The following is a 24,143-nucleotide window of genomic DNA, read 5'->3' as shown; positions in this document are numbered from 1 at the left end:
GAACTGCACGCTTAGCCTTTCATTCAGCCCTTTCCTTATTGCCACTTTTTCTCGAATGTTTCTACATTTTCTGGTGTGATCAATTCAAATGGAATGTAATTCATTTTTTCTACTTCTTCACCTTTTGCCGCTTTCGCTGCAATTTCAAGCCCTTTTGAACCTTGGCCAGCCGCATCTTGGAATACAGAAACTTTCAGCTTTCCTGACTTTACATATTCAAGTGCATCCGGTGTACCGTCAATGCCTGCTACAGTTACTTCTTCAAGCTTGCCAGCTGCTTCAAGTGCCATGATCGCGCCAATGGCCATTTCATCGTTATTTGCTACAACAGCGTCAATTTTCTTACCTGATTGCAGCCAGTTTTCCATTAATGTCATCCCTTTTGCACGGTCGAAGTCAGCATTTTTCTCAAGTACAACTTTCATGCCAGGATTTTTGTCGATAATCTGTTTGTTTCCTTCTGTACGCTTGATTTCGGCTTCATGTCCTGGAATACCGTTCATAATGGCAATATTTCCTTTGCCGCCAAGAAGTTTTGCGACTTCTTCCATTTGCATAATCCCTGAATCAATTGAGTTTCCGCCAACGAATGCTGTTGCATCTTCAATATCTTTATACGTACGGTTCACGACAACAATTGGAATTTCTGCTGCATTTGCCATGTCTACGATCGTGCCTACAGATTCTGTATCAACGGGTACGATTGCAATTGCGTCTACACCTTGGGAAATAAACGTTTCAACCTGAGACATTTGCTTCGCTGCGTCATTCATTGCATCTACATAAACACCTTCAATATCGCCAGCTTTTTTCTCGTAATCTGTCATACCATCTTGCAGGTAGCTGAGCCATTTATCATCAAAGTCTGGGAGTGCCACACCGATTTTTAATTTTTCCTCCCCATCTGCACCTTCCCCGCCTCTACATCCTGCCAATACAGCTGTTAGTGCTACCATCAATGCCATGAACAGAAAAAACTTTTTCTTCATTTTTTTCTTCCTCCCCCTGGATGTTCATATATGGAAACGATATGAAATCGTTTTCAAAAAAAGTAAGGTGTTAAACTGCTTGTCCTTGCAACTCCAGCACATTTCTTTTATGGATCCCATAGCTCTTTTCTTTAAATTAGGTTAAGCGTTTTCCCAACTGGCACTATGTATCTCTTTTTCCTGCGCTTAATGCAGCCTTGCTCAAAAGATCTTCTAGCTTCACCGCATAACTCTTTTAATCGGGAATCTGCACACTCTAATAATCAGTTCCTCTCATCTTTGCAGTGATTTTATTCTTTCTTCCTAACTTTCATGCCACCACATCTGAAAGCGATTACTTTTCTGAATTTTCTTTATTAAGTAAGCGCTTAACTAGATATTAATCGATGTGTTTTTAAAGATCAAGAAGAATTTTTCAAAAAAATAGATGTAAACGTGAACAAAATTAAAAAGTTTTCAATTTGACATGTACTTGACTTAATTATCGGGTAAACTAAAAGCATCTAGTAAAGGAAATGCACAGGAGGAAGAATCATGAAGAAGAAAACAATGTCATATGTTATGACGGGCGCGCTATCCATTACAATTTTAAGCGGTGTTCCCTCTTCTCCAGCTCAGGCGGCTTCCCCGCAGCTTATAAAAGAACAAACGGCCTCGTCCGTTGCTCGTACAGGCACAAGAAATTTTGCCGATATCATTGCAGATCAAGCAATGGCACTCGGTGTTTATAATGAACATGATGATTTGGAAACAGCTGCTAAAAAAGTCCGTCTGGCAAAATTACAGCGCCAGGCCGAAGCTCTCCATCTTGATACAGCTGGCAAAGACGAAAAAACACTTCGCCTTCAGGTGAAAAAAGCCCATGAAGCCTATGTACATAATGTGGCAGCTCAATTCGGCGTCCAAACAGAAGGCCAGCGCACAAAAGAAATCATTGCGGCCATTGCGGAAGTAAATGAAACAGCGGCTGAACAATTAAATGGATTTTATTAAAACCGGCCAAGCAAGGCCGGTTTTTTGTCGAACCCTTTGAGAAAGGAAAGGAAGATGGACATGCAGACAGTTTTAATTGCAGAAGATGAACCGGCAATCAGCCAGGTATTAAAGGTATATGTGGCGAAAGCCGGCTTTGATGTTGTACAAGCTTTTAACGGAACAGAAGCGGTTGAAAAGTTTCATTCGATTTCTCCTTCTCTTGTTCTGCTTGATGTGATGATGCCAGGAAAAGATGGCTGGGCGGTATTAAAAGAAATTCGGGAAAGCAGCAGCTGCCCGGTGATTATGCTCACGGCTTTAAATGATGTGAACTACCGGCTGGACGGCTTAAACGGCGGAGCAGACGATTATATCTCTAAACCATTTATCGCCGATGAAGTCGTTGCACGCATACGGGCTGTGCTTCGCCGTTCTGATTCAAAACGCACCGACGAGAATGTACAGCACTTCGGAAGCCTGACGATTGACTTTACTGCGCATCGTATTTCTTTGGGAAGTAAAGACATTACCTTAACACCGCGGGACTTGTCTCTGCTGCTGTTTTTAGCAGCGGCTCCCAACCGGACCTTTACACGGGACCAGCTTTTAGATGAGGTATGGGGGCATGATTATGATGGAAGCGATCGTGCAGTTGATTTATCTGTGAAGAGAATCCGGAAAGCACTGGCAAAGTGGCCGTCATCTGAGGGGGAAATTAAAACATTGCGCGGTTTAGGGTATCAATTTGTTACGGCGGAATAGAACACGGCGCATTTCACTGCTTCGCTATTGGACAACCCGTTATGCCATTACCCTTGCCCTCGGCCTGCTTGTCCTGGCTATGCTGTCGGTCGTCTGGATTCAGCACACGACTCTTCAAAACCGGCTCGATGTATCCGAGTTTTTAGCAGCAGAGCTTGCCGGCCGCATTGCCGGAAGCCAGCAGGCTGGTGATGACTCTGAGGCATCTTCTTACCTTGACCGGGACATGCTTGATGTACGGGATGAACTGAGAAAAATGGAGTCCCCCCCTTCCATTTTTATTACGGATGCGAATGGTGTGATCATATCCGCTGGTGACGACAACTTGTACAAAGAAAGTTCTTTTCCAACCGCCGTGCTGGAGAAAAACAGTGCAGTGCAGACCTTTTCCGCCTTAAACGATGACGCCATTGTTTACTTGATCAAAAAGCCGATTATGGTAAATGATATCACATTCGGATGGGTCGTCATGCTGCAGCCGGAAGATAAATTTGCTGATTTAAACGATGAATACCGTCTGCTTGCGATGCTTATTATCGGCAGCGGCCTGCTTGGCTGGGCAGCGATTTACATTTTATCGCGCCGGCTTGCACGGCCAATCAGTGCAGCAGCTGCCGCGGCCAAGGAAATTCGCAACGGTAACTATGGAGTACTCCTTAAGCCTTCGAGGGCAAAAGAACAGGAAGTATACGACCTCGTCACGTCTTTTAACGATATGGCTGTCCGCCTTGAACAGCTTGAATCTATTCGTGCTGAACTGCTTGCGGGTGTCACCCACGAGTTAAAAACACCTGTTACCTCAATCAGCGGCCTGCTTCAAGCTGTCAAAGACGACGTTGTTACCGGGGAAGAAGCGAAAGAATTTCTCACGATTTCTTTAAAAGAAACGGAACGAATGCAGAATATGATCAATGACCTGCTCGAATTCAACACGTTTGCAGCCAATGCTCTGCCGGTTTCAACCGCACCGCATGAACTCAATGAACTAACAGGCGACATTGTTCATGAATGGAACTTAGCCCGTAATCCGGATGGCATACCTATTCATTTTCATCCGTATGAGCGGGACTTGATGGTGCTGACGGATCCTGACCGCCTGCAGCAGATTATGATGAACCTGCTCAACAACGCGGCTCATGCTACTGAAACGAAAGGCCAGCTTTCTGTTACGATTCGCACTGATGAATCGTACGCCCTCATTGACGTAGCCGATACGGGAATTGGTATTCCGGATGCTGAAAGAGCCTTGATTTTTGAACGGTTTTACCGTGGAGAAAATAAAAAATATAAAGTCCGCGGCCTCGGTCTCGGTCTCCCGTTCAGCCAGCTGCTTGCCCGGGCCATGGATGGCGACCTGGAGCTGAAGGAAACATCACCTCTTGGCACAACCTTTACGATTAAATTAAAAAAACAGGACTGATGCCTCCGCATCAGTCCTGTTTTTGGATTACTTGCTAATCGCTTTTTCAATTTCATCAGCCTGCTTTAAAACAGACTGCAAGCCTCCGCCTGATAAGTACCAAACGTTTGCATCAAGGTAAACGACATGATCGTTTTTCACAGCTTTTGTGCTCTTTACAAGATCATTTTCTACAACCTGTTTTACAGAAGATTCCCCGTCTACTACAGCCGCACCACGGTCTACAACAAACAAGTAGTCTGGATCTGTTTCCACTAAGTATTCAAATGAAACGCTTTGTCCATGGGTAGATACTTCAATGTTTTCATCCGCTGGTTTTACACCGAACACGTCATGAATAATACCGAAGCGTGACGCAGGTCCGTACGCACTGATTTTACCTTCATTCGCCAAAATAATAAGTCCATTTTCGTTCATTGATGATGCTTTTTCGTTTAGTGCCGCTACTTTTTCATCAATAGCTGTTAATTTTTCTTTTACTTCTGCTTCTTTATCAAAAATTTGACCGATTGTTGTTGCATTTTTCTTGAATGATTCCATGTAGTTCGACTCATCAACAGCAAGATAAACAGTCGGCGCAATCTCCGCAAATTGGTCGTATAAGTCCATTTGACGGCCTGAAATAATGATTAAATCTGGTGCAAGTTCATTAATTTTTTCAAAATCCGGCTCTTTTAAGCTGCCTGTGTTTTCATACTTTTCATCTTCAAACTTTGAAAGGTAATCCGGAATATTTTCTTTTGGAAGGCCGACTGGCTCAATGCCAAGCTCTGCCATTGTATCAAGTGAACCAAAATCAAATACAACTACTTTTTCCGGATTTACCGGCACTGTTGTTTCGCCAAGCTCATGTGTTACGGTTACTTCTTTTGGTGTTTCATTGCCCTCTGCCGGCTCTGTTTCGGCTTTCTCGCCGGAAGTTGATGAACTGCATGCCGCTGCGATTACCGCAAAAACAGCCATAACGATAAATAACAAATATTTTTTCATAATGCTCTCCTTTTATCAGCTAAAATACACGCATATTTTTTGATTGTTAATTTCCTGAATAGACATATCCATGCCATATACCTGTTTGAGTGTCAACGTGGTAATAATCTCATTGACCGTTCCCTGCGCTTCAATTTTGCCGTCTTTTAGGGCCACAATATAATCGGAATACACAGAAGCAAAATTGATATCATGGATGACAATCAGAACCGTTTTACCGAGTTCATCTGCAAGGCGGCGCAGCACTTTCATAATTTGAACAGAGTGCTTCATATCCAAATTGTTCAGCGGTTCGTCTAATAGAATATACTCGGTATCCTGAGCGATGGTCATCGCGATAAACGCCCGCTGCTTTTGCCCGCCGGACAACTGGTCTAAGTAGCGGTCCTGCAGTTCCTCGAGCTCCATGTAACGAAGCGCTTCGTCAATGTGAACATGGTCTTCTTTAGTTAATTTCCCTTGTGAGTATGGGAAACGCCCGAAGGCAACAAGGTCACGGACCGACAAACGCAGGTTTAGATGATTAGACTGCTTTAAAATAGCCATTTTTTTGGCTAAATCTCTGCTTTTTGTTTCGTTTACTTTTTGCCCGTCGATCAGCACTTCACCAGTATCCGCACTCATTAAGCGGCTGATAATGGATAAAAGCGTACTTTTCCCGGCACCGTTCGGACCAATAAACGATGTGATTTTTCCCTTTTGAATATTGACTGACACATCATCAACAACTGCTTTTAATCCGTATGATTTCGAGATAGACTGCACTTCTACCATTATTTTTTACTCTCCCTTAACAATAAGTATATAAAGTAAATGCCGCCGACAAAGTTAATGATCACGCTAAGCTGCGTAGAAAAAGTAAACACATGTTCAACGATCATTTGACCGCCGGCAAGTGCCGCAATCGACACAAGTATCGAAGCAAAAATAAGAACGGAATGTTTATAGGTTTTAAACATTTCATAGGCCACATTCACAACGAGCAGTCCAAGAAACGTAATCGGACCAACAAGCGCCGTGGCAACGGAAATAAGAACAGCAATAATAACAAGCAGTCGTTTGACTGTGTAATCGTACTCAACTCCAAGGTTAATCGCTGTTTCTTTTCCGAGTGAAAGAACATCAAGATACTTAAAAAATTTCATTAAATACAGCAGCATAGCGGCAGTAATCACGGCTGCCATCATCAAAACCTCTGTCTGGACATTGTTAAAGCTCGCAAACATCCGGTCTTGAATAATTTGAAATTCATTTGGATCAATCAATACCTGCATAAATGAGGTAAAGCTGCCGAAAAACGTACCGAAAATAAGGCCAAGCAGAAGCAAGAAGTAAATGCTCTGCCCTTCTCTGCGAAAAAGCAGCCGGTACAGCACAAGTGCAAACAGTACCATAAAGCCGATCGAAATCGCAAAGTTCACCTGCTTGTTCATGACTGTCAGGCTGGTCGAGCCAAGGAAAAACACAAGTGTTGTCTGCACAAGCATATACAAGGAGTCAAGCCCGATAATGCTTGGCGTTAAGATCCGGTTGTTCGTTACCGTTTGAAACAGCAGTGTAGCGACTGCAATAACTGTTCCTGTCAGCACAATCGCTGCAATTTTTTCTGCCCGTCTTGGCAGAGCATAGTCCCAATTAGGCCCAAGCTCAATAAACATATAGCCGGCTATCGAAGCTGCCGCCAGCACAATTAGTATGATCAGTTTGCCCTTTTCACGCATAATCCCGTCTCCTCATCAGCAAGTAAATAAAAATCCCGCTCCCAATAACGCCAACCGTTAAACCGATTGGAATTTCATATGGGAAAATGATGATTCGCCCGAGAATATCGCAGAACAAAATGAATACGGCTCCTAAAAGCGCGGTATCAAACAAGCTGTTTTTTAAATTGTCCCCCCGGTAAATCGACACAATATTCGGAACAACGAGACCAAGAAACGGAATAAGCCCGACTGTCAGCACAACGAGTGTGGTAGACAGCGCCACAATAACGAGACCAACGTTTACAGCCTGCTTATAATTCAAGCCGAGATTTTTTGCAAAATCCTCTCCCATTCCGGCGATCGTAAACCGGTCGGCGAAGAAGTAAGCAATCACAACAAGCGGAATACTTATGTACAGCATTTCATAGCGCCCGGCTGTAATCATAGAAAAGTCTCCCTGCAGCCAAGCAGACATGTTTTGAATCAAATCGTGCTTATACGCAAAAAATGTTGTGATGGAACTGATAATATTTCCGAACATAAGCCCGACAAGTGGAATAAAAATAGGATCTTTCATTTTAATCCGGTCAAGGATCTTCATAAATAGAAACGTGCCGGCAAGGGAAAACAGAAAAGCAATAACCATTTTTTCAAATGGACCAGCCGACGTAAAGACAATCAGCGCAATGAGGATACCAAATCGGGCGGAATCCATCGTTCCCGCTGTAGTTGGCGAAACAAATTTGTTACGGCTCAGCTGCTGCATAATAAAGCCGCTGATACTGAGCGTTACTCCGGCAATTAAAATACTGATCAGCCGTGGAACCCGGCTCTGCCAAAAAATCTGCGTCTGGTGATCGCTAAATCGAAACAAATCCAACGGCGAAATAGTGGTAACGCCGACAAACAGTGAAGCAAAAGATAATAAAATAAGCAATAATACTAAGTAACGTTTTTTCATTCATTTGCCCTACCCTTTATATTGCTGTCAGGCAGTTAGTGATAGAGAGATTCATTCTCAATTGAAGTGAAAGATAAAAGCCGATTGGAAACCGGCATCCTTTCTACGACAAATTGCGTCGGATACGATCCAGCGTGCGCAGGCACTGTTCAAATTCAGCCGGATCAATTCCTTTTGATGCATCTTGTATGGTTTGAAAAGCGATCGCTGTATAATCGTCCTTCATCCGCTTGCTTTCTTCCGTTAAAAAAACAAGATTTACCCGTTTATCCGTCGGATGCGGACGCCGTTCAACGAGCCCATTTCGTTCCATATTTGCAACAAGACGCGATACACTTGGCTCATCCCGTTCATTTAACACAGCAAGAGATTGCTGCGTTTGACCGTCCCTTTCAAACAAGCGGCTTAACAATTGCCATTGTTCATGGGTAATCGGATAACCATTGGATCGAAAATGCTGATTCAACCTGTTCGTCATCAGACGCGAGCTTTGAAACAGCTTATATCCGAGTGAATCATCCAGCTTATACATAGCTCTTCACCTCTAACAGCTTATCTCCATTATTGTAATGGAAATAACTTGTCTGTGCAAGTATATGTCGTATTAAACGGATGCGGGCAATGATGCTTCTACAAACGTTTCATTTTTGAAATCCAGGATGTAATCCGGTTTTTCCCGTTTTGTGCGGTGACCGGCAATGTGAATCGGGCTTTTCTTCCACCCTTTATAGGCTTCTTCTGATTCCCACTGGATCGCCACAATCACTTTTTCATCTTCTTTGCTGCGTGAACGGACCCAAATTTTTTTATCGATAAAGCCATCCATTTCCGCCATAGCATTTTTTCCTTGAAAGTTCTCAACGACCAAGTGCGATGTGCCCGGTTTTACCGTAATGGTTTTCATTTCAACAAACATGGTTTACCTCCTTTTTACCAAAATGAAATTGTTTTTCACTTTATCATTATATTGATAATGATTTTCAGTGTCAATAAGAAGTTTACTAAATGAATTGTTTTCCCGTTTGACAGATTTTCCTTTATCATGAAAAAAGAAAGAAAAAAGGAGATGCTTCCATGAAAAAACAATCGTTTGCAATTCAATTCTGGAAACCGATTCTTATTCTTTGGCTGATTGCGGCGGCTGTTTTTGGATTCTTTGCCGCTAAGCTTCCTGCCAAGCTTGAAGGAGACGGTTTTCGGACAGATGGTGACTATGAAGTGGTTCAGCAGGAGCTGCATGATACATTTCATTTTCCGGAACAGACCCTGCTCGTTTTATTTGAAAAGAGGAATCATGAATCATCTAAGACCTTTCAAACAAACATCAGCTCGGTCTTAGATGAAATTGATCAGACTGTATCGCCATCTGCCATCGATTCACCTCTTGAAAAAAAAGAATGGCTGAAAGAGGACAGCGCTTATGCCGCCATTCATTTTGATGATCAGTCAAAGCCAATGGATCCTGTGATTGATGACGTGCGGGCTATTTTGGCAAAAGAAGACGGTATCTCGCTGACAGGCGGACCTGTTATCTCAAAAGATATTAATCAAGCGAGCCAGGATGACTTAAAACGAGCCGAACTGATTGGACTGCCTGTGGCACTTATCGTGCTCCTGCTTGCTCTTGGAACCGTGGTCGCTTCGATTCTTCCACTTGTGATTGGCGGAATTACGATCATTGTCGGCTTCGGGATTTTATCGTTTATAGCCGACTCGGTTGATTTGGCTATCTTCATTTTAAATATCGCTCCAATGCTTGGACTGGCACTGTCGATTGACTTTTCACTTTTGTTTATTAATCGTTATAAAGAAGAACGCTCCCGTGGCCGGTCAATCGATGAAGCAATCCGGATTACACAGGCAAAAGCCGGCCACTCCATTCTTTTTTCCGCTTTATGCGTATTTATCGGGCTTGGTTCAGTGCTGCTGATCGACATTGATATTTTTAAAAATGTGGCTATTGGCGGCATGACTGTTATTGCGGTCGCGGTGATCGCGTCCATGACACTGCTTCCGGCGCTCCTAAAGCTTCTTGGCAGCCGGATTTATAAAGGACGGATTTTGCGCGTCTCTGGAAACTCTGCCAGCCGGTGGCGCTTATTTGCCCGATTCGTGATGAAGCGTCCTGTTTTAGTCGCGCTGCTTGCTCTTTTTCTGCTCGGCACAGCGGTCATTCCAGTGAAAAACATGCACCTGGCCATTCCAGCAGCAGATTCATTGCCGACTACGTTCGAATCCCGCACGGCTTACGACAAAATTGAAGAGAACTTCATGAAAGATACGGCTTCAACGGTGTATGCAGTCGCTGAACGAAAAAACGGCTGGCTTGATGAAGACGGATTAACGGTTACAAAAGAACTGGAACAGAAATTAAAGCGGAGCGAAACCGTGAGCGGTGTAGAAACCTTGTTTTCCATAAGCGGCCAGCGTGATCCGGCTGTACTTGCGGCTTCCCTTGAAAATCCGCAAACAGCCGCAAAGCTTGAGCCGGCAATTGAAAGCTTTATTCAGGGAGACAAGCTCTTGCTTCCCATTTCTCTTAACGCAGAAGCCGCCTCTGACGAAGCTCAGACAGTGGTTCGGAACTGGAGCGAAGACGACTGGCCGGTAAAGATTACATTTGGCGGCCAGCCTAAATTTAACCAGGAGCTGTATGATGAAATTTTTGATAAAGCAGCCCCTGTGCTGGCGGTTATCTTGATTTCAACCTTTTTTATTTTAATGATCGCGTTCCGGTCGGTTCTGATTCCGCTCAAAGCGATTATCATGAATGTTCTCAGCCTTGCTGCTACGTTTGGTATCCTTGTCTGGCTGTTTCAAGGAGGGCATCTGGGAATGGAACCGGCTTCTGTTTCTCTTATTCTGCCAGTGCTCGTTTTCAGTCTCGTGTTTGGCTTAAGCATGGACTATGAAGTGTTTCTCATCTCTCGCATTCGCGAATTTTATATGGACACATATAACAATGCGTATGCGACCGTAGAAGGGCTTGCAAGCACAAGTAAAATTATCACTTCCGCTGCTGCCATTATGATCGCCATTACCGGCGCTTTTGCTTTTACCGGCGTTGTGCCAGTAAAACAAATTGGAATCGGTATTGCGATTGCCATTGCGATCGATGCGACCATCGTGCGCCTGCTGCTTGTGCCCAGCTTAATGAAACTGCTTGGCGCAGCCAACTGGTGGATGCCGTTTCAAAAAAAGTCAAAAAAGCAGTCTTCTATTTAAGAAGACTGCTTCAGTGTATAGATGAAGTCTTTCGCTTTCAGAAAAGAGCCGATAAGTGAAACCTGCCGGACTTCGCGCCCCTTAGGGCAGTGCGGGAGCCTCCTCGGCTGCGCCTGCGGGGTCTCCCGCCTCACTGTACTTCCCGCAGGATCTTCGTCCGGCATGCTTCACTAAGTGGTGTTAAAGACCAATAAGCAAGAACTGACTAGACATTTTCTTTTTTTTAAACAGAAAGATACGACCTTATGAGCCCTATACCATCTCGTTGCAAGCCACTTGGCGGCGGGAAGGCAGTGCAGACTCCTATGGGACGAGCGGGCAGCTGAGACCGGTGGAGCCTCCAGGCGGAGTCGGGCTCAGCGCCTGCCTCATGGAAAGCGAAGCTGCCTGGACGCCGCCGATCCATCCCGTTCATGTGCACGGTCATCCATATCATTTGTCTGAAATCTGAAGCAGTCTTCTTAAACAGAAGACTGCTTTTTTGCGACTGCATTCAGCTGCCAAATATCGAGCCGGCGACGATTTCATCAGCGCTTTTTTGCAATAGATCTTCTACTTTAAATGGGCCGGATCGCTCTGAAAAAGACTGGACAATATGATAGCCGATACAATATCCAATCCACTTGGGAAGGCGGCGATCTTTTTTTCCATATAGAAAATTATGCTGTAGTTCTTTATCTGTGCTCTCCAACGCAGAAACAAACGCTTTCTTCCATAGTTTCATTGCCGTTTCAAGTGAATACAGGCCCACCCAGGGAGCAAGCTGCTTTTCCCCATACAGTTCTTTTACCGCAAACTCAGCTATTCCTTCTAAAACGAGGGCCTCTTTTAAACGTAAAGAATGATCCTCTTTTTTGAAATGATCTAACCAGCATACATGATTGTACTCATGTGCCAGCAGGGCTTTTACTTCTTCCCTTGGTAAATCAGGTGTCAAAAACAGAAAAATAACTTTCCCGACAGCAGCTCCATTTTTTTTAGGGATAGACGCTCTGCCTCTCCAGCGTGCTTTTCGTATCGGAAAAAGAACAATATGTGCTTCAGGTCCATCCCACTTTTGCTGTAGCTCTTTGTATTCCTTTGCTGCCAGCTCCCACATACCACTTTTATCCATTCCCTCCACTGTGTTCCGTAATTTTTTCCATCCAGACGGATCAAACAAGCCGGCGGCAAGCAGGTGATAGTGAAGTTCCTCTGGGCTGAACGCTGGAAAAAAAGAGACCAGCGGAGCACACAGCGTCTCACATTGAATAAAATACACTTCCTTTTTCCCTTTTCTTTCACACTCTCTTATAAACTCATCCAGCCATGCTCTGCTGTTTAATACCGGCATGATGCTGCCTCCTTTTTCACTGCCCTTCTTAATATATATATATGAATAAGGTTTATTTTGAAGCAGTCGTACTGTTTTTATAGAAAAAAAGTATATTTCATAGACTTTTCGTTTATCCACCTCTTTTTTTCCTGCATAAACTATGAAACAAAGAAAGGAGGAATATCATGTCTCGAGCACACTTTTATCATCTTTGCTCACAGCACACAGGAAAAAAAGTGAAAATTACCTGCCGTGATGGCAAAGTTCATACAGGAAGAATTACCCGCGTAACGAGAGACCATGTTTGGATTCGTCCTGCCGGCTTTTTAGGAGGGTTTGGCTACGGATTTTATGGCTGGTACGGCTACGGATACGGCTATCCGGTTGCCCTGGCGGCTATTGCCGGTTTTGCCCTCGCATCTGCCTTTTTCTTATGGTAAAAAAATAAAAAAACGGTCATCTTATATGGGATGGCCGTTTTTAAAAGCGGGTTAGCCGGTAACAAAGGACTTGAATTTTTCATAATCTTTTCGATGGCATTCAACCGTCAGCTTTGTTCCATTCTCTTCATATTCTGTTTCGAGCACAGCCGCGTGCTCATTAAAGTACGATACGACTTCCCCTTCGTCGAATGGGATAAGCAGGGTGCAGCGGACATAGTCTTTAAACAAGTACTCTTTCAGCTTATTTGTCAGCTCGCTGATACCGGCTCTTTCTTTGGCGGATATATATACCGAATCACCGGCTGTCTGCGGGTATTCGATACCGGCCCGGTCTGCTTTATTGTATACATAGACGACCGGCATGTTTTCTGCCCCAATATCTGCGAGCGTTTTTTCCGTAATATCTGTCATTGTTTCAAACTGCGGGCTTGATACATCAATGACATGAACAAGCACATCGGCAAATGCCGCTTCCTCCAGTGTTGAGCGAAACGCTTTTACAAGATGGTGCGGCAGCTTGTTTACAAATCCGACCGTATCGGCGAGCAAAAACTCTTTTTTATCCGGAAGCTCGATGCTGCGCACAGATGTATCCAGCGTAGCGAAAAGCATGTCTTTCTCAAAAACCTCTCCCCCGTCTCCGCCGTACGTTCCGAGCATTGCGTTCATAACAGTTGACTTACCGGCATTTGTATAGCCTACAAGCGCAGCAACAGGCAGGTTATTTTTTTGGCGCTGTCTGCGCTGTACAGTCCGCTGCTCCGAAATTTTCGCCAGTTCTTTGCGTAAATAAGAAATTTTCGATTCAATTTTCCGGCGGTCAAGCTCGAGCTTCGTTTCCCCGGCACCGCGGTTCTTAAAGCCTGAGCCGCCCCCCTGACGCCCAAGTGCCACATACGTGCCGACCAGGCGCGGCAGCATATACTGAAGACGGGCCATCTCCACCTGGAGCTGTGCTTCTTTCGTTTTGGCGCGCCGGCCGAAGATGTCTAAAATAAGCATGGTTCGGTCGATTACTTCGCAATCAAGCTCTTTTTCGAGATTTCGAATTTGCGAAGGAGACAGCTCACTGTCAAAAATCACGACATCTGCTTCCATCTGTTCGACAAGATGCTGAAGCTCTTCTACTTTTCCCGTTCCCATATACAGAGCGGGATGTGTACGGGGCAGATTTTGCGTCAGCTCCCCCTTCACTTCAATGCCGCACGCTTCGGCCAGATTTTTGAGCTCTTCCATTGAGTACAGAAAATCTCCCTCGCTATCCGTATTCACACCCGCTGTAATGCCCTTGAGTTGTTCGGTTTTTGTTTCGTTCATAAGGACCTCCGTTCTGAAAAAACCGCAGACATCAGCCTGCGGTTCGGTTTCGTGCTGTTAGTTTACCACGCCCGCGTCTTTTAAATCAAACGTTGCGAACACTTCTTTCCATATAAAAAAGCGGGGTATGCCCCCCGCTTACAAAAAGACGAAATAAATGACCGCTGCCAGAATGATACGATAAATGGCAAACGGAGTTAATTTGATACGGTTAATTAATTTCAAGAAGAACTTAATGGAAATTAAAGCGAAAATAAAAGCACTAATAAAACCGACCGCGTAAAAAGGAAGATCAGAGCTTGAAATATACTCAAGGTTTTTCAACAGTGAAATAGAGCTGGCCCCGGCCATAATCGGCACAGCCATAATAAACGTAAAATCCGCTGCAGCACGATAGCTCATGCCAACAAGAACCCCGCCGGAAATGGTAGATCCAGAACGTGAAAAACCGGGAAGCAGAACAGAAAGACATTGGAAAATACCAACAAGAAATGCCTGCTTATACGTTATTTGATCAACAGTCTCAGCTATATTATCCGTCTGCTTTCTGCCCCTGTAAATATCTGCAATAATCATCAGGACAGCACCAGCCACAAGTCCGATCAACACAGTCTCAGTTGTAAACAAATACTTATCAATCGTATCTTCAAACAAAACACCTAAAACCCCGGCCGGAACCAATCCAACAAGCACCTGGCCAAGACGAAGCCGATTTTCTTTGCCGCGTGTTTCTTTGTTTAAGCCAAGCAAATCAATAAACCGCTGCCTGAATACAACAACCACCGCTAAAATAGAACCAAGCTGGATGACAACCTTGAACGTATTAGCTGCATATTTTCCCAAAAATTCTTTAGAGTGAAGCCACATATCATCGACAATAATCATATGCCCTGTTGAAGAAACCGGGGCAAATTCGGTCATTCCTTCTACAAGCCCGAGAATAACCGCTTTTAATAGAGTGATAAAATCCATTCCTATTCTCCTTTGTCAGATTTCCACTCTCTAAAGTAGCATACTTTTCACTATACGCCAATTGATTACTGTTTAGACTTCCATTCTGCCAGAATCTTGAGAGCCGCTTCTTTACTTAAATGAATACCTCCGCTAAATGAATGGCAGTCAGGCGATGCAGCGCCCGTTATATAACACATTTGCGTTTCCTCCACCTGCTGCTCCGTGTACTTCTCAATCGTAATTTCATCCTGCTGTCCTACCACCCGTACCCGGTCTTCCGGAGAAATACCCAGCTCCTTCCGCACCGCTTTCGGCAGAACCACCCGCCCCTGCGCATCCATAATTCGCTTTGATTTCACCGCAATCATGCATTTCACCTCTTTTAGTAAGATAAGACTACTATTCCACCCTTCCATTTTTTAGTCAAAACACGATAAATAAGAAAAAAAACAGAAATAATGCTTTTTATAAGATCCTATTACCTAATTAACTATTTTTAAAATGAATCTTATAGCTTATTTTTCGTGATAAATAGGCTTAAATAACTAATAGATCGAATATAGAATGTAAATTTACCATTTTTACAATTAATGTTAAAAACGTTTTTTAAAATGATACGAAAAGCTTCTATCTATATTTTGCTTTGAGAAAAGGAGAACAAAATGAACGCCTTATGAAAACTGAGTTTTAGAATTTTAACAGCGGCTTTATCAGCTCTTCTTGTTTCCTATATCCCTATTTTTTCAACTCTAATTTACAGATGTAGAGAAAATGCTTGAACAGCTTAATGATTTGTCTCCATCCTCTGCCGATCATAAGAAACCAGATCACAATAATATAAAACAAAAAACGCCTTGCGAACAAGGCGTTTTTTGTTATCAGAACAATTAAGCGAGATGGGCTTTGAACCACTGTGCTGCTGCCTGCACTTCTGTAGCTGTCAGCATATGGCCATTCATTTCCCAGTGAATGTCAGTTTCTGCGCCGGCACCAGCCAGCAGTGCCGCTAAATCATCTGTTTCTTTTGCCGGACAAATAGGATCGTTTTTTCCAGCTGTAATCAAAACAGGGGTGCCTGTTAAATCCGGAAGTTCAATCCCTCTTCTCGGCACCATTGGATGATGAAGGATCGCACCTTTTAAAGAATCTTTCAAATGAAATAATAGACTTGCGGCAATGTTTGCACCATTCGATTAGCCGATCGCCACTACTTTATTCCGGTTAAACCCGTAGTCGCGTGCCGCCTGGGCTAAAAATTCATTTAATTCATTTGTGCGGAACACTAAATCTTTCTCATCAAATACTCCTTCTGCCAGCCGTCTGAAAAAGCGCGGCATACCATTTTCAAGCACATTTCCCCGCACGCTCAATACAGATGCATCCGGATCAATACTGTCAGCGAGCGGCAGCAGGTCATGCTCGGTGCCTCCTGTTCCATGTAAGAGAAGCAGGACACGGTCGTTTGATCCTTTTTGAAATACATGTTTCATGGCGCTTCCACCTTTTCTGTTTTTATTATCTCGAATTAAAGATAATGGTACAGGAGGAAGAGAAGCGCGTCAATTCCTTTTCCCTTAATAGGCAGCCGCCAGAGCCATTTCACGTTCCAGCTGCTCCCGGCAGTTGACGACGTCGCCAATGACAATTACAGCCGGATTGCCTATTTCCTGCTTCTGCGCTTCTTCTGCAATACGGCACAGAGGCGCTGTTACAACCCGCTGTGCATTTGTCGTGCCCTGCTCAATCACTGCGGCCATCATTGCCCCACTGCGGCCATGGTGAATGAGCTGCTTCGTAATATGATCCAAGTGTTTCATGCCCATATAAATCACAAGCGTGTCTACAGACGTGGCAAGCTTCGACCAATCTGTTTCCCCTTTGCCTTCCATTTGATGCCCGGTGACAATGGCGAATGAATTGCCGTACTCCCGGTGTGTAACGGGAATATTTGCATAAGCAGGTGCAGCAATGCCCGCCGTAATACCCGGAATAATTTCAACCGGGATGCCAAAGCTTCTCGCATAAGCAGCTTCTTCGCCGCCGCGTCCGAACACAAACGGATCACCGCCTTTTAAACGCACCACACTTTTTCCGTCAGAAGCGAACTTTACTATCAGCCGATTAATACGGTCCTGAGTCATCACATGATTGCCTGGAAACTTTCCGCAGAAGACGCGGACAGCTGATGGTTTTGACTCCTTCAACAGCTCTTTGTTTACAAGCCGGTCATATAAAATAACATCGGCCGTTTGAATGGCTTTTAATGCTTTAACGGTAATGAGTTCCGGATCGCCCGGCCCTGCTCCTACAATCGATACACCCATCTTCGTCCGCCTCCTTCTTTAAATAAATAAGTATACGTCGTTGTCTTCAATAACGGCTTTATAAGTGGACACACAGCCAACATCCGGCGCCTGCACTTTCCCATCAGTTGTGCAAATTTTCCAGTCATGCATCGGGCAGAAAACGTGCTCGCCGCTGACAATTCCTTCTGCGAGCACCCCTCCTTTGTGCGGGCAGCGGTTTTCAATCGCTCTGACCGTGCCATTTCCAAGTTTAAACACAGCCAGTTCCAGCTCTCCCACCCGGACAGTTTTTCCCATTTTCTCCGGTAAATCCGCAATGGATGCGATCCGTACCTTCTCCAATGTTTTTTCCATGTTCATGGCCCCCTTTTATTTTGTTGTGCTCACAAGCTCTGTTTCATATAGTTCTTTTCGGATTTTTTCGCTTTCAATTACTTCTTTCCACGGCTCTTTTGTGACAGACAGTGCTTCGTCGATCCGGGCGTTCAGCGCATCACGCGTGGCTTTATCGGACAGAACTTCTTTAATATGGTCAAGGCCGACACGCTCTACCCAGGCCGCCGTCCGTTCAAGATATACCGCATCCTCCCGGTAATACTGCATAAATGCACCTGTCATTTCCATTACTTCTTCGTTCGTTTTTACTTTGCAGAAAAGATCAGCTGCCCGCAGATGGGTTCCGCCATTTCCGCCAACGTATATTTCCCAGCCGCCGTCTACACCCACGACTCCAATATCCTTGATGCCAGATTCTGCACAGTTGCGCGGGCAGGCAGATACGGCCATTTTCACTTTATGCGGTGTGCCGATTCGCTCGAATTTCTTTTCCATCTGGATTCCCATGCTCATGGAATCCTGGGTGCCGAAGCGGCAGAAACTTTCACCGACACAGGTTTTAACCGTTCGTAATGTTTTTCCGTACGCATAGCCGGACGGCATATCCAAATCCGCCCACATACCCGGCAGATCCTCTTTTTTCACACCGAATAAATCAATCCGCTGGCCGCCGGTTACTTTGATGAGCGGCACATTATATTTATCTGCTACATCCGCAATTTTCCTCAGGTCATTCGCTGACGTTACACCGCCATACATCCGCGGTACAACTGAATAGGTGCCATCTTTTTGAATATTGCCATGCATCCGCTCGTTCACAAATTTAGAGGCTTTTTCATCCTCGTATTCTTTCGGATTAATCATGCCTAAATAATAGTTCAGTGCTGGACGGCACTTTGAACAGCCGCCGTCTGTTTCCCAGCCAAGCACATTCATCACTTCTTTTGTATGAGTCAGCCCTTTTTCACGAATTGCCTCAACAACTTCATCACGCGAAAGCGTGGTACAGCCGCAGATCGCTTCTTTTTGGTTCGATGTGTCAAATCCATCTCCTAATGTATGGGCAAGCAGGTCTACAACGAGTGGTTTACAGCCGCCGCATGAACGGGATGCACTCGTGCAGGCTTTTACTTGATCCACAGTTGTCAGCCCGTCACGTTTGATCGCTTCCATGATGGTGCCTTTTGATACGCCGTTACAGCCGCAGATCAATTCGCTGTCATCCATAGATGCCACCAGGCTCGCTCCACCAGTGCCTTCTTCCGCCGCACCGATGTATTCCTCTACATCCGCTTTCTTATTAATCAGGCGAAGCAGCTTATTTCCTTCACTTGTGTCCCCAAACAAAACAGCACCGGCCATTTTTCCGTCACGGATTAAGACCTTTTTGTATGTGCCTTTCCAGTCATCAAACATTTTAATTGTCTTCGTTTCTTCATCTTCTACAATTTCACCGACCGAGAATACATCCACACCCGAAACTTTTAACTGTGTGGACAGAACTGAGCCTGCATAGCCGGGAGCCTGTGTATCACAAATGTGCGCTGCCATTGCCTTGCCCTGCTCATAAAGCGGAGCCACAAGGCCGTAGACGACTTCGCGGTGCTCGGCACATTCCCCAACCGCGTACACATCTGGGATATTGGTTTCCATAAAGTCGTTGACAAGAATGCCCCGGTTTACGGCAATACCGCTCTCTTTCGCCAATGATGTATTCGGCCGGATACCGACCGCCATCACGACCAGATCCGTTTCGATTTCTTCGCCGTCATTAAAGCGGATACCTTCTACCCGGTTCTCCCCTAAAATCTCGGCTGTCTGCTTTTGCATAAGGAAGTTCATTCCTTGCTTTTCCAGCTCTTTCTGCAGCATTTTACCGGCTGTTTCATCGAGCTGGCGCTCCATTAAAAAGTCGGCCAGATGAATAACGTTTACTTCCATGCCTAGATTCAAGAGCCCGCGTGCAGCTTCGAGTCCGAGAAGACCTCCTCCAATAACGGACGCTTTTTTGAATTCTTTGGACGCATCGATCATTTTTTCACAGTCTTTAATATCACGGAATGCGGTTACGCCTTTTTTCTCATGCCCCGGCACCGGAATAATAAAAGGAACCGAGCCTGTCGCAATAATAAGTTTGTCATATTGGACTGTCCGCTCTTTTGTGGTATGAACACATTTTGCTTCTGTATCAATCCGCGTTACCCCTTCACCTGGATATAACTGAATGTTTTGTTCTTCGTACCAGTTCCAGTCGTTTAGCGTAATGTCAGCGATCGTTGTATCTCCTTGAAGGACCTTTGACAATTGAATACGGTTATAGTTCGGATAAGGCTCTTCACCAAAAATAGTAATATGAAACCGATTCGGGTTAATTTTTAATATTTCTTCAATAGACCGGACACCGGCCATCCCATTTCCGATTAGTACGATTTTTTCTTTTGTCATCTGAACATCCTCCTTGGTGGCTGTTGATAGTGATGATTATAGGAGACTTAAAAGAAGTAGTCACAATAAATGTTATATAATCTAACATAAAAATTAATTGTTAGAAAATATCACATATAATCGTTACATAAATTAACGTATTGATATATAATAGTACAGGTAATCCATTTCGAGGTGATTCCATGACAGATGAAGAGAAAAGCTATAAGACGAAAAAGGTTATTACAATTGGAATTGTGAGCGAGTTAACCGGCTTGTCTGAACGCCAGATTCGCTATTACGAAGAACGCCAGCTTATTTTCCCTGACCGCTCAGAAAGAGGCACGCGAAAATACTCCTTTGGCGACGTGGAAACACTGATGGATATTGCCAACCAAATGGAAGATGGTGTCCGGACATTTGAAATCAGGCAGGAAATGAAGAAAAGACCAGATCAAGACAAATTAAAACGAAGCATGATCAAAGGCCAGCTGAATGCACGGTTCGGTATTCAAAACAAGTTCAAATGAAAAATCCCGGAATCTTCATCCTCCGGGATTTTTCATTTGAAAAGCTCGTTTAACAGAGCACTGAATTCATTAGGATGCCCTATAAAGCTATGGTAAAATGCAAGTAAAAAAGGATTTATAATATGAAGAAAGATACATGGAGCGCTTTCTTTCAACCGGATCGGCCTGAAGATGAGCAGTTCTGCCGCGAGCATGGTGAAATGCTGTTCGCCAGGCTTCGGTTTGTTTGTTTAATGGTTGTCCTGTCTTACCCGCTTTATTTGGCTTTGGATCTTTACTTTTTGTCAACGGGAGAAAAGAGATTAAACTTGGGTATTCTCTCTTTTTTACATTTTCTTTCGTTCTTTATGTCGCTCACCTTTTTGCTGGTCCGTAAAAAGCTGATCCGGCGCCAGCAGTCTGGCAGGAGGGATTTGCTGCATTATGTATATAGCTATTTTTGCTTTTATATTTTCATTGGCGCGTCCGGATCGTTAAACAGCCAATTTTTAACCGGCAATATTTACGCGTATTTAATTATTTTACTGGCAGCTTCTGTGACTTTTCCGATCCCTCCAAAAAAATCCGCAGTCATGCTGGCCGGCATCCATGTTTTGTTTCTAACCGGATTAATGAAAATTGGCGGTTTTTCACTTACATCTATTATGAATATGATTAATTCGACCGCAGCAGCCGGCATTGCTTTTTTTCTATCGTCCACTTTTTATTCCTATCGAAAAAAAGAGATGGAAAGCCAGCAGCAGCTTCAAAAGAACGAAAAAACATTTCGCCTTTTATTTGATTTAAATCCGCACCCACTCATTCTGGCACGGCTTTCTAATTATCAGATTATCCTTTTTAATCAGCGGGCATCTGCGTATTACGAAGGAACTCAGCTGCACGATAAAGGCGCTGGCCTTCTTTTTAAAAATTCGTATGAGGAGCAGAATATCGTTGATGTTTTGCAGGAGAAAGGAAGCATCAAAGGATATTTAACGCCGCATTTTGATCCGGCGAAGAAAGATATTTGGATTATGCTGAGTGTGGAATTAGTTGATTATTTGCAGGAACCGTGCCTGCTGATCGGAACAACGGATGTAACGAGCTTTAAAGCAGAAGAAGAAAAGTTATCGGCGCATGCCTTTTTGGATGAACTGACAGGTATTATGAACAGACGAAAAGGGCTGAATGTTCTTTCTAGCCTGATGAACAGCCGCCAGGCCCAGCCCTTTACACTCTGCTACATCGATATTAACGGATTAAAAACTGTTAATGACCGTTACGGCCATAATAAAGGTGACCATTTTATTAAAGCGATCTGCCAAGCAATTCAAAAATCTCTGGGTGAAGAAGATCTTTTATTTCGAATGGGCGGGGATGAGTTTGTTATTCTTTTTCCCAATCAGCCGCCGGAAGCGGCCAATCAAGCCTGGGCTGCCATTCAATTAGAGTTTGACCGCGCCAACCAGGTCTCCCGGCAGCCGTACAAATTGTCGGCCAGTCACGGCATCTGCTATTACCATCCCGGCATGAATATTTCTCTTGAAGAGCTGCTTGAAATGGCTGATCAGGAAATGTATAAAGAAAAAAGAAGCCGGCATCACAATAAACTTCCTCCTTCTCTTCCTTAAAAATAAAAGATCAAACGAAAGCCATACGGCTCTTCGTTTGATCTTTTTTGATAAGAGCTAAAAATTCCTAGAAACTCCTCCTATTCAGGGAATTTATGAGCTACTTCGAGGGCGGCATCAATGTCAGCTAAAAATAAATCAACTAACATCGGATCGAAATGCTTTCCTTTTTCTCTTTCCATAAAAGAAAGAATACCATCCAGGTCCCATTTTTCTTTATAAGCTCTTTTACTGTTTAATGCATCGAACACATCCGCAATAGCGGTAATCCTTGCAAACAAATGAATGTCTTCTCCCTTTAGCTTCCGTGGGTACCCGGTACCATCATATTTTTCATGATGCTGATGGGCAATAATCGCCGCGATTTGCAAGGTCTCACCGGATGAATGCTTAAGCATATTATAGCCGATCGTCGTATGCTTTTTCATTTCTTTGAATTCTTCCTCTGTCAGCTTGCCGGGCTTGTTTAAGATGCTGTCTGGAATCCCCACTTTTCCAAGATCATGCATAGGAGAAGCCGCTTTTAGCTTTTTCACTTCTTCCCCTGACAGTCCATAGGCAAGGGCTATAATGCCGGAATATTCCGCTACTCTTTTCACATGGTGGGATGTTTCTTTTGAACGTGCTTCCATAACCTCCCCGATCGTCAGCGTGATATCTTTTTGTGTTTCCTGCACCTTCTCATAGAGCTGTTCCTTTTCTTTCCGGATAAGTCCTACTTGAGCGGAAAGGCCCAGTGAGAACAAAACCAGTTCCAATGGAGAGCCAATTAAAACGGCATAATGGGTTGCCAGGCTGCGCACGATGAGCCCGGCATCCGCAAGAGAAGAAATCGTATTGCCAATTAGAAAAAACAGCCAGGCAAAAAGAAAATACTTCGCCAGTTTACTGCCTTTTTTCCATAAGAATAAGGCCAAAAAAAGAAAGAAAAGGCTGTGGAGCAAGCTCGAAACAAAAATCATATGCAAGGCAAGCGGGTAGCTTACGAAAAATAAAATACCAATAATAAGCACCTGTATGGCTGCTAATAGCGATAAAGCTTGATCCATCCAGGGCGAATACTTGGGAACGTTCAATAAATGACGAATAAAAAAGCAGGAAAGAATAAATGAAAAACTAATAAAAAACACGATAGAACGGTTATTCCACCACGACGCCGAAGGCCATAGCCATTGATAAGCGTCCCCTAAATTAGCCATGTGAATCATGACATACGAAAGAGAAAACAGCGTGTAAACCAAATAGCTTTTATTCCGTAAAAAGATAAATAAAAAGAAATTATAAACAGCCATAATGATGACAAGTCCGTAATAGCCAAAATGAATCGCTGTTTCTTTTGTAGAATGCGGCAAAAAGGTGTCCTCTGTCCACAGTTGGATCGGAACGCTCATGGCACCTTCCGTTTGCACCCGCAGGTAGTACGTTTTCTTTTCTCCGCTTGAGAGTTTAATAGGAAACAGAAAGTTTCGATGTTTAATCAGCCTGTCGCCAAACTCCTTTGTATCCCCTGCTTCTGTTTTCTGAAAAGCCCCCTTCCCGTCGGGCCCGTAAAGAATCAGAGAATCAAGTGGAGGAGAAGGGACCTCAAGCAGTAATCTTTCTTGACCCGTTTTGTTTTCCACCGTGAGCCGGAACCAATAGACAGAATCCGTATAGCCAAAATTCGGACTTTTTTCCGCCGGTCGAAACAGATGCTTCTTTTGAGCCGCAGCAACCTCCTCAATAGAGAATTGCTGCTTGGAATCTTCCAAATAAAAAATAGATAAATGTATATCCTCCGATGCCGGCTGCCCCTCGGCATGAACAGCCTGCGGAAACCATGACATCAGAAAAAACAGTCCGCATAAAAACCGTACGCTAGGCATTTTCTTTGTCTCCGTTTA

23 protein-coding genes and 1 pseudogene are annotated in these 24,143 nt (G+C 44.1%); 8 read left to right on the top strand and 16 right to left on the bottom strand.

Annotated features, from left to right (window positions below; translation table 11 throughout):
* Nucleotides 1-35: 35 nt before the first annotated feature.
* Complete coding sequence (locus RRU94_RS11445; RefSeq protein ID WP_315694393.1) at nt 36-989, bottom strand: sugar ABC transporter substrate-binding protein; 954 nt, start codon at nt 987-989, stop codon at nt 36-38.
* 534 nt (nt 990-1,523) lie between these two features.
* Here RRU94_RS11445 and RRU94_RS11440 point away from each other — a divergent pair.
* Genes RRU94_RS11440 through RRU94_RS11430 form a run of 3 tightly spaced genes read left to right on the top strand, consistent with a single transcriptional unit; the run spans nt 1,524 to nt 4,146 of the window.
* On the top strand, nt 1,524-1,982 hold the full coding sequence (locus RRU94_RS11440; RefSeq protein ID WP_315694392.1) for a hypothetical protein: 459 nt from the start codon (nt 1,524-1,526) through the stop codon (nt 1,980-1,982).
* A 60-nt stretch (nt 1,983-2,042) separates the two neighbouring features.
* Nucleotides 2,043-2,726 (top strand): response regulator transcription factor, encoded by a 684-nt coding sequence (locus tag RRU94_RS11435; protein ID WP_309088897.1) that lies wholly within the window; start codon nt 2,043-2,045, stop codon nt 2,724-2,726.
* On the top strand, nt 2,710-4,146 hold the full coding sequence (locus tag RRU94_RS11430) for a sensor histidine kinase (protein ID WP_315694390.1): 1,437 nt from the start codon (nt 2,710-2,712) through the stop codon (nt 4,144-4,146). The genes RRU94_RS11435 and RRU94_RS11430 overlap by 17 nt, the downstream gene beginning before the upstream one ends.
* Nucleotides 4,147-4,173: 27 nt before the next feature.
* On the opposite strand, the gene RRU94_RS11425 is transcribed toward RRU94_RS11430, so the two are convergent.
* The 6 genes from RRU94_RS11425 to RRU94_RS11400 all read right to left on the bottom strand — a co-directional run bounded on the left by RRU94_RS11425 (nt 4,174) and on the right by RRU94_RS11400 (nt 8,716).
* On the bottom strand, nt 4,174-5,136 hold the full coding sequence (locus RRU94_RS11425) for a siderophore ABC transporter substrate-binding protein (protein WP_251269992.1): 963 nt from the start codon (nt 5,134-5,136) through the stop codon (nt 4,174-4,176).
* 15 nt (nt 5,137-5,151) lie between these two features.
* Nucleotides 5,152-5,910 (bottom strand): iron ABC transporter ATP-binding protein, encoded by a 759-nt coding sequence (locus RRU94_RS11420; protein ID WP_251269993.1) that lies wholly within the window; start codon nt 5,908-5,910, stop codon nt 5,152-5,154.
* Nucleotides 5,910-6,857: an iron chelate uptake ABC transporter family permease subunit gene (locus tag RRU94_RS11415; protein ID WP_251269994.1), complete on the bottom strand. Its 948-nt coding sequence runs from the start codon at nt 6,855-6,857 to the stop codon at nt 5,910-5,912. Before RRU94_RS11415 ends, RRU94_RS11420 begins: the two co-directional genes overlap by 1 nt.
* Entirely contained in the window at nt 6,850-7,800 is a 951-nt protein-coding gene (locus RRU94_RS11410) for an ABC transporter permease (protein WP_315694389.1), read from the bottom strand. The genes RRU94_RS11415 and RRU94_RS11410 overlap by 8 nt, the downstream gene beginning before the upstream one ends.
* 103 nt (nt 7,801-7,903) lie before the next feature.
* On the bottom strand, nt 7,904-8,332 hold the full coding sequence (locus RRU94_RS11405) for a MarR family winged helix-turn-helix transcriptional regulator (RefSeq protein WP_315694387.1): 429 nt from the start codon (nt 8,330-8,332) through the stop codon (nt 7,904-7,906).
* A gap of 72 nt (nt 8,333-8,404) precedes the next feature.
* Complete coding sequence (locus RRU94_RS11400) at nt 8,405-8,716, bottom strand: antibiotic biosynthesis monooxygenase family protein (protein WP_309088323.1); 312 nt, start codon at nt 8,714-8,716, stop codon at nt 8,405-8,407.
* 158 nt (nt 8,717-8,874) lie between these two features.
* Here RRU94_RS11400 and RRU94_RS11395 point away from each other — a divergent pair, with 158 nt between their 5' ends.
* Together RRU94_RS11395 and RRU94_RS11390 are read left to right on the top strand one after the other, a co-directional pair.
* A complete protein-coding gene (locus RRU94_RS11395; protein ID WP_315694384.1) occupies nt 8,875-11,025 on the top strand; it encodes an MMPL family transporter in 2,151 nt (716 codons plus the stop codon).
* Between the two features lie 265 nt (nt 11,026-11,290).
* Entirely contained in the window at nt 11,291-11,476 is a 186-nt protein-coding gene (locus tag RRU94_RS11390; RefSeq protein WP_315694383.1) for a hypothetical protein, read from the top strand.
* 42 nt (nt 11,477-11,518) lie between these two features.
* Here RRU94_RS11390 and RRU94_RS11385 read toward each other — a convergent pair whose 3' ends face one another.
* On the bottom strand, nt 11,519-12,358 hold the full coding sequence (locus tag RRU94_RS11385) for a DUF2268 domain-containing putative Zn-dependent protease (protein WP_315694381.1): 840 nt from the start codon (nt 12,356-12,358) through the stop codon (nt 11,519-11,521).
* Between the two features lie 167 nt (nt 12,359-12,525).
* Between RRU94_RS11385 and RRU94_RS11380 the strand changes: the two genes are divergently transcribed.
* Entirely contained in the window at nt 12,526-12,780 is a 255-nt protein-coding gene (locus RRU94_RS11380; RefSeq protein WP_242231816.1) for a S1 domain-containing protein, read from the top strand.
* A 51-nt stretch (nt 12,781-12,831) separates the two neighbouring features.
* On the opposite strand, the gene hflX is transcribed toward RRU94_RS11380, so the two are convergent.
* The 7 genes and pseudogenes from hflX to nirB form a co-directional block, all read right to left on the bottom strand.
* Entirely contained in the window at nt 12,832-14,100 is a 1,269-nt protein-coding gene (gene hflX, locus RRU94_RS11375) for a GTPase HflX (RefSeq protein ID WP_315694380.1), read from the bottom strand.
* Between the two features lie 138 nt (nt 14,101-14,238).
* A complete protein-coding gene (locus RRU94_RS11370) occupies nt 14,239-15,072 on the bottom strand; it encodes an undecaprenyl-diphosphate phosphatase (RefSeq protein WP_315694378.1) in 834 nt (277 codons plus the stop codon).
* Nucleotides 15,073-15,137: 65 nt separating this feature from the next.
* Nucleotides 15,138-15,422, bottom strand: a complete 285-nt coding sequence (locus RRU94_RS11365; protein WP_315694377.1) for an AbrB/MazE/SpoVT family DNA-binding domain-containing protein — start codon at nt 15,420-15,422, stop codon at nt 15,138-15,140.
* Between the two features lie 519 nt (nt 15,423-15,941).
* Nucleotides 15,942-16,544, bottom strand: a pseudogene (locus RRU94_RS11360) (alpha/beta hydrolase).
* Between the two features lie 84 nt (nt 16,545-16,628).
* Entirely contained in the window at nt 16,629-17,378 is a 750-nt protein-coding gene (gene cobA, locus RRU94_RS11355; RefSeq protein ID WP_315694376.1) for a uroporphyrinogen-III C-methyltransferase, read from the bottom strand.
* Nucleotides 17,379-17,396: 18 nt separating this feature from the next.
* Nucleotides 17,397-17,714 (bottom strand): nitrite reductase small subunit NirD, encoded by a 318-nt coding sequence (nirD, locus tag RRU94_RS11350; protein ID WP_315694375.1) that lies wholly within the window; start codon nt 17,712-17,714, stop codon nt 17,397-17,399.
* A 15-nt stretch (nt 17,715-17,729) separates the two neighbouring features.
* Nucleotides 17,730-20,141, bottom strand: a complete 2,412-nt coding sequence (gene nirB, locus RRU94_RS11345; RefSeq protein ID WP_315694373.1) for a nitrite reductase large subunit NirB — start codon at nt 20,139-20,141, stop codon at nt 17,730-17,732.
* Nucleotides 20,142-20,323: 182 nt separating this feature from the next.
* On the opposite strand from nirB, the gene RRU94_RS11340 reads away from it, so the two are divergent.
* Entirely contained in the window at nt 20,324-20,650 is a 327-nt protein-coding gene (locus RRU94_RS11340) for a MerR family transcriptional regulator (protein WP_242231824.1), read from the top strand.
* Nucleotides 20,651-20,772: 122 nt separating this feature from the next.
* A complete protein-coding gene (locus RRU94_RS11335; RefSeq protein ID WP_315694372.1) occupies nt 20,773-22,260 on the top strand; it encodes a sensor domain-containing diguanylate cyclase in 1,488 nt (495 codons plus the stop codon).
* Between the two features lie 80 nt (nt 22,261-22,340).
* Here the strand turns inward: RRU94_RS11335 and RRU94_RS11330 are convergent, their stop codons facing one another.
* Nucleotides 22,341-24,125 carry a 7TM diverse intracellular signaling domain-containing protein gene (locus RRU94_RS11330; protein ID WP_315694371.1) on the bottom strand — a complete coding sequence of 595 codons (1,785 nt, stop codon included), beginning with the start codon at nt 24,123-24,125 and terminating at the stop codon, nt 22,341-22,343.
* Nucleotides 24,126-24,143 lie beyond the last annotated feature (18 nt).

This window comes from Domibacillus sp. DTU_2020_1001157_1_SI_ALB_TIR_016, assembly GCF_032341995.1.
In the GTDB taxonomy this organism is placed as follows: domain Bacteria; phylum Bacillota; class Bacilli; order Bacillales; family Domibacillaceae; genus Domibacillus; species Domibacillus indicus_A.
Note: the sequence above shows the minus strand (reverse complement) of the source record. Positions and strands in the feature narration are given on the sequence as shown.

Bases quoted from the DNA above. Each gene is read 5' to 3' on its own strand.
- RRU94_RS11445 (WP_315694393.1), bottom strand. From the start codon at position 989: ATGAAGAAAAAGTTTTTTCTGTTCATGGCATTGATGGTAGCACTAACA.
- RRU94_RS11440 (WP_315694392.1), top strand. From the start codon at position 1,524: ATGAAGAAGAAAACAATGTCATATGTTATGACGGGCGCGCTATCCATT.
- RRU94_RS11435 (WP_309088897.1), top strand. From the start codon at position 2,043: ATGCAGACAGTTTTAATTGCAGAAGATGAACCGGCAATCAGCCAGGTA.
- RRU94_RS11425 (WP_251269992.1), bottom strand. From the start codon at position 5,136: ATGAAAAAATATTTGTTATTTATCGTTATGGCTGTTTTTGCGGTAATC.
- RRU94_RS11420 (WP_251269993.1), bottom strand. From the start codon at position 5,910: ATGGTAGAAGTGCAGTCTATCTCGAAATCATACGGATTAAAAGCAGTT.
- RRU94_RS11415 (WP_251269994.1), bottom strand. From the start codon at position 6,857: ATGCGTGAAAAGGGCAAACTGATCATACTAATTGTGCTGGCGGCAGCT.
- RRU94_RS11410 (WP_315694389.1), bottom strand. From the start codon at position 7,800: ATGAAAAAACGTTACTTAGTATTATTGCTTATTTTATTATCTTTTGCT.
- RRU94_RS11405 (WP_315694387.1), bottom strand. From the start codon at position 8,332: ATGTATAAGCTGGATGATTCACTCGGATATAAGCTGTTTCAAAGCTCG.
- RRU94_RS11400 (WP_309088323.1), bottom strand. From the start codon at position 8,716: ATGTTTGTTGAAATGAAAACCATTACGGTAAAACCGGGCACATCGCAC.
- RRU94_RS11395 (WP_315694384.1), top strand. From the start codon at position 8,875: ATGAAAAAACAATCGTTTGCAATTCAATTCTGGAAACCGATTCTTATT.
- RRU94_RS11385 (WP_315694381.1), bottom strand. From the start codon at position 12,358: ATGCCGGTATTAAACAGCAGAGCATGGCTGGATGAGTTTATAAGAGAG.
- RRU94_RS11380 (WP_242231816.1), top strand. From the start codon at position 12,526: ATGTCTCGAGCACACTTTTATCATCTTTGCTCACAGCACACAGGAAAA.
- hflX (WP_315694380.1), bottom strand. From the start codon at position 14,100: ATGAACGAAACAAAAACCGAACAACTCAAGGGCATTACAGCGGGTGTG.
- RRU94_RS11370 (WP_315694378.1), bottom strand. From the start codon at position 15,072: ATGGATTTTATCACTCTATTAAAAGCGGTTATTCTCGGGCTTGTAGAA.
- RRU94_RS11365 (WP_315694377.1), bottom strand. From the start codon at position 15,422: ATGATTGCGGTGAAATCAAAGCGAATTATGGATGCGCAGGGGCGGGTG.
- cobA (WP_315694376.1), bottom strand. From the start codon at position 17,378: ATGGGTGTATCGATTGTAGGAGCAGGGCCGGGCGATCCGGAACTCATT.
- nirD (WP_315694375.1), bottom strand. From the start codon at position 17,714: ATGGAAAAAACATTGGAGAAGGTACGGATCGCATCCATTGCGGATTTA.
- nirB (WP_315694373.1), bottom strand. From the start codon at position 20,141: ATGACAAAAGAAAAAATCGTACTAATCGGAAATGGGATGGCCGGTGTC.
- RRU94_RS11340 (WP_242231824.1), top strand. From the start codon at position 20,324: ATGACAGATGAAGAGAAAAGCTATAAGACGAAAAAGGTTATTACAATT.
- RRU94_RS11335 (WP_315694372.1), top strand. From the start codon at position 20,773: ATGAAGAAAGATACATGGAGCGCTTTCTTTCAACCGGATCGGCCTGAA.
- RRU94_RS11330 (WP_315694371.1), bottom strand. From the start codon at position 24,125: ATGCCTAGCGTACGGTTTTTATGCGGACTGTTTTTTCTGATGTCATGG.